At 73.1% G+C, this 11,030-nt stretch carries 10 protein-coding genes; 3 read left to right on the top strand and 7 right to left on the bottom strand.

All coding sequences use genetic code 11. From position 1 onward, the window contains the following. Positions 1-169: 169 nt before the first annotated feature. Positions 170-1,720, top strand: coding sequence for an alpha/beta hydrolase (locus OG897_RS01925; RefSeq protein ID WP_266652227.1), 1,551 nt, complete (start codon positions 170-172; stop codon positions 1,718-1,720). A gap of 48 nt (positions 1,721-1,768) precedes the next feature. On the opposite strand, the gene OG897_RS01930 is transcribed toward OG897_RS01925, so the two are convergent. The 6 genes from OG897_RS01930 to OG897_RS01955 all read right to left on the bottom strand — a co-directional run bounded on the left by OG897_RS01930 (position 1,769) and on the right by OG897_RS01955 (position 7,348). After that, on the bottom strand, positions 1,769-2,299 hold the full coding sequence (locus OG897_RS01930) for a hypothetical protein (protein ID WP_266652229.1): 531 nt from the start codon (positions 2,297-2,299) through the stop codon (positions 1,769-1,771). 140 nt (positions 2,300-2,439) lie between these two features. Further along, on the bottom strand, positions 2,440-3,309 hold the full coding sequence (locus tag OG897_RS01935) for a sulfurtransferase (RefSeq protein WP_266656494.1): 870 nt from the start codon (positions 3,307-3,309) through the stop codon (positions 2,440-2,442). A 57-nt stretch (positions 3,310-3,366) separates the two neighbouring features. After that, positions 3,367-4,200, bottom strand: coding sequence for a PIG-L family deacetylase (locus tag OG897_RS01940; protein ID WP_266652231.1), 834 nt, complete (start codon positions 4,198-4,200; stop codon positions 3,367-3,369). A 178-nt stretch (positions 4,201-4,378) separates the two neighbouring features. Then, positions 4,379-5,224 (bottom strand): ABC transporter ATP-binding protein, encoded by an 846-nt coding sequence (locus OG897_RS01945; RefSeq protein WP_266652233.1) that lies wholly within the window; start codon positions 5,222-5,224, stop codon positions 4,379-4,381. Between the two features lies 1 nt (position 5,225). After that, positions 5,226-6,281 carry an iron chelate uptake ABC transporter family permease subunit gene (locus OG897_RS01950; RefSeq protein WP_266652235.1) on the bottom strand — a complete coding sequence of 352 codons (1,056 nt, stop codon included), beginning with the start codon at positions 6,279-6,281 and terminating at the stop codon, positions 5,226-5,228. Further along, the gene (locus tag OG897_RS01955) at positions 6,278-7,348 is read right to left on the bottom strand and encodes an iron ABC transporter permease (RefSeq protein WP_266652237.1); all 1,071 of its coding nucleotides are present in this window, start codon (positions 7,346-7,348) and stop codon (positions 6,278-6,280) included. Before OG897_RS01955 ends, OG897_RS01950 begins: the two co-directional genes overlap by 4 nt. A 156-nt stretch (positions 7,349-7,504) precedes the next feature. Here OG897_RS01955 and OG897_RS01960 point away from each other — a divergent pair, with 156 nt between their 5' ends. Further along, positions 7,505-8,524: an ABC transporter substrate-binding protein gene (locus OG897_RS01960; protein WP_266652239.1), complete on the top strand. Its 1,020-nt coding sequence runs from the start codon at positions 7,505-7,507 to the stop codon at positions 8,522-8,524. A 109-nt stretch (positions 8,525-8,633) separates the two neighbouring features. Here the strand turns inward: OG897_RS01960 and OG897_RS01965 are convergent, their stop codons facing one another. After that, the gene (locus OG897_RS01965; protein ID WP_266652241.1) at positions 8,634-9,503 is read right to left on the bottom strand and encodes a (2Fe-2S)-binding protein; all 870 of its coding nucleotides are present in this window, start codon (positions 9,501-9,503) and stop codon (positions 8,634-8,636) included. A 319-nt stretch (positions 9,504-9,822) separates the two neighbouring features. Between OG897_RS01965 and OG897_RS01970 the strand changes: the two genes are divergently transcribed. Further along, on the top strand, positions 9,823-11,013 hold the full coding sequence (locus tag OG897_RS01970; RefSeq protein WP_266652243.1) for an acetyl-CoA carboxylase biotin carboxylase subunit family protein: 1,191 nt from the start codon (positions 9,823-9,825) through the stop codon (positions 11,011-11,013). Positions 11,014-11,030 lie beyond the last annotated feature (17 nt).

Consider the following 11,030-nt stretch of genomic DNA (forward strand, 5'->3'; position numbering starts at 1 on the left):
CAATTACCAGCGCATTTCCCCCACCCCCCGCCAACACGCCGCCTCCCCTCCGGCAACCGCCCGGCCGGTCCCTCCCGCCCCCGGCGGCGGCCCCCGGGGGGTTACCCCCACCCCCGACTCACCGGCCGCCCCGATGGGCCCGCCCGGCCCGCCCAACTACCGTCCTGGCATGCCCTCTTACCGTTCGAAGAGCCTCGCCGTCGCCCTCGCCGCCACCGCCGCCGTCACCACCCTCACCACCGCCGCCGGGACCCCCGCCTCCGCCCGTCCGCAGGCCGACCGGGCCGAGATCCCCGTCCTGACCTGGACTCCTTGCGCCCGTCCCGACCTGGGCGGCCCCCCGACCCAGGAGTGCGCCACCCTCCCCGTCCCGGTGGACTACTCCGACCCCACCGGCCCCACCCTCAGCCTCGCCGTCTCCCGCGTCCGCAGCGAAGACCCCGGCCTCCGCAGAGGTGCCCTCCTCGTCCTGGCGGGCGGCCCCGGCGGCTCGGGCGTGCAGCGCCTCACCCAGAAGGGCGCCAAGCTCCGGGCCCAGCTCGCCAACACCTACGACCTCGTCGCCTTCGACCCCCGTGGCACCGGCAGGAGCAGCCGTACGAGCTGCGAACTCCCGGAAGTGGACCGGCACTTGGTGACCTTGCGCTCCTGGCCCGCCCCCGGCGGCCGGATCGACGCCAACATCGACCGCTCCCGCCGCACCGCCGACCTCTGCGCCAAGAACGGCGGCGCGGTCCTCCGCAGCCTCACCTCCGCCAACCAGGTCCGCGACATGGACCGCCTCCGCCGCGCCCTGGGGGAGGAGAAGATCTCCGCGTGGGGCACGTCGTACGGCGCGTACGTCGCAGCCGTGTACGCCCAGAAGTTCCCGAACCACACCGACCGCTGGATCCTCGACAGCGTCGCCGACCCGGACCCCGCCCGCCTCGCCAGGACCTGGATGGCGAACACCGGCCAGGCCGTCGAGGACGCCTTCCCCGACTTCGCCGCCTGGGCCTCCGACCCGGCCCGCGATGCCGACCACAAGGGTCCGCGCCTGGCCCAACACCCCTCGTGGATAAGGCCGTTGGTGCTCGCCCTCGCCGCCAGGCTGGACCGTACGCCCCAGGACTCGGTCACCCCCACCGGCGAACCCGGCGTCCCCGTCACCGGCAACCACCTCCGCCAGGCCCTCCAGAACTCCCTCTACGGCGAGGCCAACTACCCGGCCCTGGCCAAGCTGATCGCCGCCTCCCTCAGCACGGACCCGCAGACGAAGCCCGTCCTCCCCCCGGACCTGGCGGGCCCGCTCCCGGACGCCGACGCCGCCACCACCATCGGCGTGATCTGCAACGACATCAGCTGGCCCGCAGGCGAGACCTCGACGAACTCCTACCGCCGCGCCGTGCGCGCCGACCGGGCCCGCCACCCCCTCACCGCGGGCTTCCCCGCCAACATCACCCCCTGCTCCTTCTGGAAGTGGGCCCCGGCCGAGAAGCCGACCCGGATCACCTCCTCCGGCCCCTCCAACATCCTCGTGGTCCAGAACCGCCGCGACCCCTCGACCCCGTACTTCGGCGCCCTGAAGATGCGCGAGGCGCTGGGCGACCGCGCCCGCCTGGTCAGCGTGGACGAGGCCGGACACGGCGCGTACCTCGGCACGGGCAACGCCTGCGGCGACCAGCGCGTGACGGACTTCCTGACGAAGGGGGTCCGGCCTGCCGGAGACATCGACTGCTGAGGTGCGTAAGGGGGGTGCTGCCCGTGCTGCCCGTGTGCGCCGGGGCGGTCACTCCAGCCCCGACAACCGGAACACCGTCCTCGCCGTTTCCCCGTCGACCCGCGCCCCGAGCCTCCTCAGCTCCGCCGTGCCGCACCGCAGCGTCCCGTCCGGTGCGGCGCACGAGGACCGGGCGCCCGCGTCCAGCAGCCGCCACAGTTCCGGATTGGCCTCCAGGATGTGGGGGTCGAGTTCCACCCGACCGCCCTCCGCGTCCCGCAGGACCACCCGCCCCGCGACCCCGTCCGCCCACCGCACGGCGACGAGCCGGTCCGTCCGTACGACGCGCTCGCCGAGCAGTCCCCGTACGGACACCCACCCGTCCCCGGCGGCGACCCGGGCGGGCACGAGGATCACCAGCAACACCAGAGCCAGCCCCGCCCACAGCGCGGAACGCGCCCAACTGGACGCATCGGCCGCGGCGTCGACCGACAGCAGCATCACCAGAAACGCCCCGGCGCACCGCGCGGCGTGCCGTACGCCGTCGCCCCACTCGGTGTCGTACGCCGTCTCGTGGGGCGGTCCTTCCTCGGGTCCCATGCGGGGAGGTTAGGCGTGAAAACGGGGCAGGCCGTCGGGAGTTGACGGTTCACTGACGCATGCGGCCAAGTCCTGGCCATACCTTGATGTGCGCTTGACGCGGACCCGCCGCCCCGGCCCCTCCCGCACGTCCGGTCGCCCTACTCGCTTCCCGTCACGACGGGCGTCCCGGCCCCCGCCGCCCCCTCCAGCCCCCACTCGCTCCACGACCCGTCGTACACCGAAACCCTCTCCCCGTACCCGGCGATCTCGGCCCCGAGCGCCAGCACGCACGCCGTGACCCCCGAACCGCAGCTCACCACCACCCGGTCCGCCCCCGCCACGACCGCGTCGAACCGGGCCCGCAGCTCCCCCTCCGGCAGCATCCGCCCCGCCCCGTCCTGAAGCTCGCCGAACGGTACGTTCACCGCTCCCGGCATGTGCCCCGCACGGAGCCCCGCCCGAGGCTCCGGCTCCGTACCGGCGAACCGCCCGCGCGAACGGGCGTCCAGCACCCGCACGCCCGGATCGCCGAGCGCGGCCCGCACCTCCTCCCGCCCGACGAACGCGTCAGGCGCCCTGCGCGCCCGAAAGTCTCCCGTGCGTACGAAAGGCGAGCCCGGAGCATCCACCACGGCCCCTCCCCCCGCCACCCAACCCGGCAGCCCGCCGTCCAGCACGGCCACCCGCTCGAACCCCGCCGCGCGCAGCATCCACCAGGCCCGCGCACTGGAGTAGATCCCCACGGCGTCGTACACCACCACCCGATCGGTGCTGCGTACGCCCAACGCCCGTACGCGCGCACCGAATTGCTCCGGCCCCGGCATCGTGTGCGGGACGGGGCTCTCCCCGTCCGACATCTCCCCGTCGATGTCGAAGACGAGCGCCCCGGGAATCCACGGCCCCTTCCCTCGATGCGCCCCCACGGACGCATCCAGCACCACGACCCTCCCGGCGCCCGCGGTTCCCCCGGCTCCCTCCACCCCCAACCGCTCCGCCAGCCACTCGGTTCCGACCAACGCCCCCGGCATGCCGTTCACTTGCGCCCCTCCTCTTCCTTCACGTCGTCCCTCGTGTCCTCGGGCGGGTCAGCGCAGTCCGGCGAAGAGGTCCTCCTCGGGTACGGCCGCACCGGTGGAGTCCTTGACCCGGACGAAGGTCTCCATGCCCATCAGCTCGCCGAACTTCTCCTTGCCCATCTTGAGGAAGAAGATGTTCTCGCCCTGGCTGGCGTGCGCGGCCAGCGCGTCGAACTTCTGGCCGCTGAACGCCGTGGTGTCCACCCACGTCGTGATCTCGTCGTCGGGCAGCCCGATCTCGGCCAGCGCGGCGGCCTCGGCGGGATCCGGCTGGGGAGCGTCCTCGTTCAGCTCGCCCATGGCCTCCCCGAACCGCCGCATCGCCGACTTGGGCATCGTCGTCCAGTAGACCTTCGGCGTCAGCTCGGTCATCTCCACGGCCGCCATCGTGATGCGGTGGGCCTGGATGTGGTCGGGGTGGCCGTAGAAGCCGTTCTCGTCGTACGTCACGACCACGTCGGGCCGGTAGTGCCGCATGAGCTCCGCGAGCCGGGCGGCGCCCTCCTCCACGGGGGTCTGCCAGAAGGACCCCGGGGCGTCGTTGCTCGGCCAGCCCACCATCCCGGAGTCGGCGTAGTCCAGCATCTCCAGATCGCTGATCTTCAGGACCTCGCAGCTCGCCTCAAGCTCCTTGCGGCGCAACGCGGCGACGGCCGCCGGGTCGTGCCCGGGATCGCCTGGTTTGGCGCCGTCCGGTCCATCACCACAGCCCCCGTCGGTACACGTCACCAGAACCGTGCGGATCCCCTCCGCCGCGTACTGCGCGAGGACCCCACCGGTGCTGGTGGCCTCGTCGTCGGGGTGGGCGTGCACTGCCATGAGGGTCAAGGGCCGGTCAGTCATGCGGGTGTCCTCCTGAAGAGACGGGTCTCGTCCCTGCAACCGCGCCGACCCGCCCTCCTGTTCCCACGGACTGTTCCCACGGACTGTTCCCACGGACTGTTCCCACGGACTGTTCCCACGGACTGTTCCCACGAACCGGCGGGTCAGCGGGCGTCGCGCGTCCCCGGGCCCCGCCGGGTCACGTCCTGAGGCCGCCCTCGGGGATGACCAGGGGCGTGCCCGCGACCGGGCAGTCGATGACCGCCGCACGCAGGGCGAACACCTCGTGCACCAGGTCCGGGGTGACGATGTCCGAGGGCGGCCCGGCCGCCACGACGGCGCCGTCGCGCATGGCGATCAGATGGTCGGCGTAGCGGCAGGCCAGGTTGAGTTCGTGCAGGACCATCACCACGGTGCGGCCCTCGGAGCGGTTCAGCCGCGCGACGAGTTCCAGGACGTCGACCTGGTGGGCGAGGTCCAGGTAGGTCGTCGGCTCGTCCAGGAGCAGGACCGGGGTGTCCTGGGCCAGGGCCATCGCGATCCACACCCGCTGGCGCTGGCCGCCCGACAGCTCGTCGAGGGTGCGGTGGGCGAGGTCGCCGCAGCCGGTCGCCGCCAGGGCGGAGTCCACCGCGGCCTCGTCGGACGACGTCCACTGCCGCCACCAGCGCTGGTGCGGGGTCCGGCCGCGGGCCACCAGGTCCCGCACGGTGATGCCGTCCGGCGCGCTGGGCGTCTGCGGCAGCAGGGCGAGCCGCAGGGCGAAGTCGCGTGCGGACAGGGACGCGATGTCCTCGCCGTCCAGGTGGACGGTGCCGCCCGCCGGTTTGAGGAGGCGGGCCAGGGCGCGCAGGGCGGTGGACTTCCCGCAGGCGTTGGGGCCGACCAGGGCGGTGACCTTGCCCGCCGGGATGTCCAGGTCGAGGTCCTCGGCGACGGTCCTCTCGCCGTACGCCAGGCGCAGTCCGGTGCCGCGCAGGGCGGTGCCGCGCGGGTCGGTGCCGGTCCGCGCCGTGGGTACGGGCGCGTCCAGTGGGGCGGTCATGTCAGCCTCCCTTTCCGGCCCGGTTGGTACGGGCGAGGAGCAGCAGCAGGTACGGGGCGCCCACGGCGCCGGTGAGCACGCCCACGGGCAGTTCGATCGGGGCCAGCACGGTGCGTGCGGCCAGATCGGCGAGGATCAGCAGCACCGCGCCGGTGAACGCACTGGTGATCAGCGGCAGTCCTGCGGTGCCGGTCAGGCGGCGGGCGATCTGCGGGGCGCCGAGCGCGACGAAGGCGATCGGCCCGGCCGCCGAGGTGGCCAGCGCGGTGAGGGCGGTGGCGAGGAGCAGCAGGGCGATCCGGGAGTGCCGCAGCGGGATGCCGAGGCTGCGCGCGGTGTCGTCGTCGTACTGGAGCAACTGGTAGGGGCGGGCCAGGGCGAGGACCAGAGGGGCCAGGACGGCGAGCGCGAGTCCGGACCACAGGACGTGGTCGTAGCCGCGCCCGTTGAGGCTGCCGGTGAGCCAGACCATGGCGCGGGACGCCTGGTCGATGTCGGCGCGGGCGAGCATCCAGCGGGTGAGGGCGATGAGCGCGCCGTTCGCGGCGATGCCGACGAGCACGAAGCGGTAGCCGGTGATGGTGCCGTCCCGGTACGCCAGCAGGTAGATGACGCCCGACGTCAGCAGCGCGCCCAGGAGCGCGCCCAGCGGTACCGCCCCGAAGGTACCGGCACCGGCCGCGGTCACCCCGCCGATGAGGATGGCGCCGACCGCACCGGCTCCGGAGCCCGCCGCGATCCCGATCAGGTCGGGGCTGGCCAGCGGGTTGCGGGTGACGGCCTGGAACACGGCGCCCGCCAGGCCGAACGCGGCTCCCACCAGCAGCGCCGTCAGCGCTCGGGGCAGGCGCAGCTGGTGGACGATCAGGTCGGCTGCGCCGTCCCCGGTGCCCAGTACCGCGCCGAGTACGTCCGCGACCGGGATCGCGTACGTACCGATCGAGACGGAGGCGATCAGTCCGCCGAAGCCGAGGACGGCGAGCGCGAGCACGACGAGGGCGACGCGGGGCCTCACGGACGCGCCGAAGGGGCCGCATTCCACGCGCAGGCCGCTCATCGGGTGTGCTCCTTGAGCTTGCCGCGCTTGACCAGCAGGGCGAGGAAGGGGGCGCCCAGCAGGGCGGTGATCACACCGGCCTCCAGTTCGCCGGGGCGGGCCACCATCCGGCCCGTGACGTCGGCGGCGAGCATCAGCGCCGCCCCGCCCAGCGCCGAACAGGGCACCAGCCAGCGCGCGTCGGGCCCGGTGAGGGCCCGTACGACATGGGGGACGACCAGGCCGACGAAGGTGACGGGTCCGGCGGCGGCGACCGCCGCGCCGGTCAGGACGATGACCGCGACCGCACCCAGCGCGCGGGTGGTCCTGACCTTGGTGCCCAGGGTGGTGGCGAGGTCGTCACCGAGGGCCAGCGCGTTGAGCCGCCCGCTGAGCCCGAAGGCGAGCAGCAGGCCGACGGCGACGAACGGAAGGATCTCCACGGCGAGTCCGGCGTCGCGGCCCGCCAGCGAGCCCACCGCCCAGAAGCGGTACTGGTCCAGGGTGCGGACGTCGAGCAGCACCAGCGTGTTGGTGCCCGCGTCGAGCAGCACGCTCACCGCGGCCCCGGCCAGCGCGAGTTTGGCCGGAGTGGCACCCCCGTACCCGGTGCCGCCGACCGCGTACGCGAGGAGCCCGGCCAGCGCCCCGCCGAGGAAGGCGAACCAGATGTACTGGTACGAACTGGTCAGCCCCAGCATGCCGATGCCCGCCGCGACCGCGAACGCGCCGCCCGCGCTGACCCCGATGAGCCCGGGGTCGCCGAGCGGATTGCGGGTGATGTCCTGGGCGACGGCCCCGGCCGCGCCCAGCGCCAGCCCGACCAGCAGGCCCAGGAGGGTGCGCGGCATGCGCAGTTCCCGGACGACCACCGCGTCACCGTCCGTGCTGCCGCCGATCGCGGCCAGTACGTCGGAGAGCGGCACGGACTTGGTACCGATCGCCAGCGAGGCGCAGACCAGGGCGACGACCACGGCGAGCAGTGCGGCGACGACCGTGAGGCGCGCGGCAACCTGCCGTGACGGCGGGGGCGGTGGGGCGGGGCGGGCCGGGGAGACGGCCCCGCCGGTGACGGGCTTCACAGACACGGAGCTCAAGGTAAGGCATGCCTAATCTCACCTGTCGGCCACCCCCCGTGTGGATTCAGCCACGAAGAGGAGCTATTCTCACAGCGCCCTTACACAGGTAAGCCTTACCTAAGCGCTGCCGCCGTCTCTCGTGCTGCCGCCGTTCCTGGAGAACCCATGCACCTCTTCCCTCAGCGTCGCCGGCCGGGCCGGATCGCCGCCGCCGCCCTCACGGCGGCCATGGCCCTCTCGCTGGCCGCCTGCGGCAGCGACACGGCCGACAAGGCCGACAAGGCGGCGGCCGACAAGCCCGCCGCGGCCGCCGGCTCCTTCCCGCGCACGATCACGCACGACAAGGGCAAGACCGAGATCAAGGCCAAGCCCCAGCGCGTGGTGGCGCTGGACAACAGCCTGGTCGAGGCCGTCGTCGCGCTGGACGCCCCGCTGGTCGGCGGCATCGGCTCGTACCGCGACCAGAAGGGCTTCCCCCCGTACCTCGGTGACGCGGTGAAGAACACCAAGGACGTCGGTCCGATCGCCACCCCGAACCTGGAGGCGATCGCCGCACTCAAGCCGGACCTCATCGTCTCGGCGACCGTCCGCCACGAGGACCTCTACCCCCAGCTGAGCCAGATCGCGCCGACCGTCTTCGTGAAGACCACGGGCCCGATCTGGAAGGAGAACGTCAGCTTCCTCGGCCAGGTCCTGGGCGCGGAGGAGAAGGCGAAGACCCAGCTGGCGGCGTACGAGACGCGCGCCAAGAAGATCGGTGACGCGATCAACGCCAAGGTCAAGGGCAAGGACGGCAAGTCCCCCGCGACCTTCTCGCTGGTCCGCTTCGTCGACGGCCCCACGCGCATCTACCTGCCCGCCACCTTCAGCGGCATCATCCTGAAGGACATGGGACTCGCGCGCCCTGCCAACCAGCAGGACCCGAAGGAGTTCAACATCGAGATCAGCGAGGAGCAGATCGGGCAGGCGGACGCCGACCACATCTTCATGACGACCTTCTCCGGCGGTGAGGACCGCAAGAAGAAGTTCCTCGCCAACCCGCTGTGGAAGCGGCTCGGCGCGGTGCAGAAGGGCCAGGTCCACGAGGTCGACGACGCGGTCTGGATGACCTCCGTCTCGCTTCAGGGCGCGGAACTCGTCCTCGACCAGATGGCGAAGACCTTCCAGGTCGACGCGGCGAAGTAGGCGTCGCCCCACCGCTGACGGGCCGCCACCGGACGCGTACGGAGAAGCCGTACGCCCCGCTGGCGGCCCGACGGCTTTCCAGGGGGCTCTTCCGGGCCCCCTGGGAGTCCTAGTCCGTCAGCCTCCGCAGGCGCTCCGCGTCACAGGTCCTGGGGCACGTCGCGCACGCCTGGTCGGGCTCGACGGCGTAGTACATGCAGCAGCCGATACGGGTACGGGTCGGGTGCCGTCGGCCGTCGGGGGTGGTCAGCCTGCGGAAGTCGGCACCGCCGGGGAAGGGCGCGACGGCGGTCGGCAGCAGCTCGGTGGCGGCCTGGAGGGCCCGCTCCTCCTGGCCGAGCATCCGGCCGAGGTACCAGATCCCGGAGACCAGGTCGTCGCCCGCCATGCCCCACAGGACCCTCGGGCCCCGGCGTGCGTGCGGTCGTACGGCCGTCAGCAACGGGCGTACGTGGTCGGCGACCGCCGCGCGCAACTCGGCCCGCAGCGCCTCCTCGTCGGCCACCACCCGTGCGCCGGGCGACCCGGCCGCCGGGTCGCCGGGGAGGCAGGCGAAGTCCGCCCCCGGGACGAGCTCGAACGCGGCCGTGGCCAGGACGAGGCGGACGTCCTGCGGCGCGATGCGCGGAACGCGCCGTTCCAGGTACCAGGGGCCGCTCATCAGCAGGCTGACGGACCAGAGGTAGTCGTGCAGTGCGCGGGAGGCGGCGACGTCCCTGCGGGGGGCGTGGCCGTGGCGGGCCGCGATGCGGGCGGCCTCGGCGTCGACGAAGGCGGCCATCGCCTCCTCGCTGCACGCGAGTTCGGCCCCGTCGAGGCGTCCTCGCCCGTCAGGCTCCGGGTGCGGGGCGGGCTCCGTGTGCAGGACACGTACGTCCAGCGCTGCGCACGCCGCCGTGAGGCGCAGGTAGGCGTCGGAGAGCGGGAGCTCCGTGGACGTGGCGGGGGAGGCCGTCGTGGGCTCCATGGCCAGGGTCATCCGCGCTCCTTGATCTGGAAAGGTAAGGCTTACCTTAATCACGATGGGGTGCCGTCGGTCCAGCGGACTCCCCGCACGTCGAACGGAAGTTGATTACTTAGGGTTGCCTAACCTAAGCTTCCGCCGTCGATGTGGCCACAGGTGAACCGGCGTCCCGCCGCCACCGTCGTGCCCCATGCGCCGCTCGTTCCCACGCGCGGCTCACCCACGACCTGCTCCTGCCTCACCCCCCGACCCGCTCCCGCCCCACCCGCGACCCGCTCACGCCCCACCCCCGACCCGCTCCCGCCCCACCCCCGACCCGGAAGGGCCACCGCCGATGCGGTTGTACCTGCTCACCCTGAACCCCACCGACTCGGTCACCGAGGGCTTCCTCCCCGCCGCCGCCCGGCTCGGCCTCGACGTCACCGTCCTCACCGACCAGCCCGGGGCCCACCGCGCCACGTACCCGGACGTCGAAGTCCTGGAGTGCGACGTACGCGACTTCCGCGCGGTCATCACGCGGATCGCGACCCATCACGCGCCCGACGCGGTATTCAGCAACAGCGACCACCTCCAGACCCAGACGGCCCTGGCCGCCGACTACTTCGGCCTGCCCGCCAAGCCCTGGCAGGCCGCGCTGCGCGCCAAGGACAAGGCGCACCTGCGCCGCCACCTCACCGCGACGGGCGCCGACACGGTGTGGTCGACGGAGCTGGCCGCCGGTCAGGATCCGGCCGTACTCCTGGGCCTCGACGTGCCGTACCCGTGCGTCGTCAAGCCCCGCGAGGGCGTGGCCAGCGAGGACGTGGTGCTCGTCGGCACCCCCGAGGACCTGGTGCTGCGCTGCAAGGAGATCCAGGGCCGCCGTCCGCAGGCCCCGCTGGTCGTCGAGGAGTACCTGGCGGGCGAGCTGTACACCCTCGAAACGCTGGGCGACGGCCGCGTCCGCCACGTCCTGGGCGGCTTCCACACCGAGGTGTCGGCCCCGCCGTACTTCATCGAGGAGCGCCTCGCCTTCGTCCCCGCCCACCCCGAGCCGGTCGTGGCGCAGATCCTCGCCCAACTCGACGCGCTCGGCGTCGGGTTCGGCGCCTGCCACACCGAGTTCGTGGTGCACGAGGGCCGGGCCCGCATCATCGAGGTCAACTACCGCGCCATCGGCGACCAGTGCGACCTGCTGCTGGCCGAGCTGCTGGACATCCCGCTCTTCGAGCACGTCCTGCGCACCCACCTCGGCGAGCCGCTCCCCGCCGACCTGGGGCTGCGCACCGACGGAGCCGCCCGGCTGGAGTACCCGTGCGTCGACCGGGCGGGAACGCTGACGTCCGCCCCCGAGGCCACCGAACTCAGCGTGGACGGGGTGCGGTTGACGTACCGGCCGCTGCGCCAGGTCGGTGAGCGGCACGACCTCCACCACACCAACCGCGACTACGTCGGCGTGCTCCGGGCCACCGGTACCGACCAGGAGACGGTGGACCGCGTCGCGAACGACTTCCTCGCCGCACAGCGCTGGGTGATCACCCCGTGACGGCGGCCGTGTCGCCG

This window comes from Streptomyces sp. NBC_00237 (genome assembly GCF_026342435.1).
In the GTDB taxonomy this organism is placed as follows: Bacteria; Actinomycetota; Actinomycetes; order Streptomycetales; family Streptomycetaceae; genus Streptomyces.

Excerpts from the sequence above, each read along its gene's own strand:
- OG897_RS01930 (WP_266652229.1), bottom strand. The coding sequence starts at position 2,299 with ATGGGACCCGAGGAAGGACCGCCCCACGAGACGGCGTACGACACCGAG.
- OG897_RS01925 (WP_266652227.1), top strand. The coding sequence starts at position 170 with ATGCCCTCTTACCGTTCGAAGAGCCTCGCCGTCGCCCTCGCCGCCACC.
- OG897_RS01945 (WP_266652233.1), bottom strand. The coding sequence starts at position 5,224 with ATGACCGCCCCACTGGACGCGCCCGTACCCACGGCGCGGACCGGCACC.
- OG897_RS01940 (WP_266652231.1), bottom strand. The coding sequence starts at position 4,200 with ATGACTGACCGGCCCTTGACCCTCATGGCAGTGCACGCCCACCCCGAC.
- OG897_RS01970 (WP_266652243.1), top strand. The coding sequence starts at position 9,823 with ATGCGGTTGTACCTGCTCACCCTGAACCCCACCGACTCGGTCACCGAG.
- OG897_RS01965 (WP_266652241.1), bottom strand. The coding sequence starts at position 9,503 with ATGACCCTGGCCATGGAGCCCACGACGGCCTCCCCCGCCACGTCCACG.
- OG897_RS01960 (WP_266652239.1), top strand. The coding sequence starts at position 7,505 with ATGCACCTCTTCCCTCAGCGTCGCCGGCCGGGCCGGATCGCCGCCGCC.
- OG897_RS01935 (WP_266656494.1), bottom strand. The coding sequence starts at position 3,309 with ATGCCGGGGGCGTTGGTCGGAACCGAGTGGCTGGCGGAGCGGTTGGGG.
- OG897_RS01950 (WP_266652235.1), bottom strand. The coding sequence starts at position 6,281 with ATGAGCGGCCTGCGCGTGGAATGCGGCCCCTTCGGCGCGTCCGTGAGG.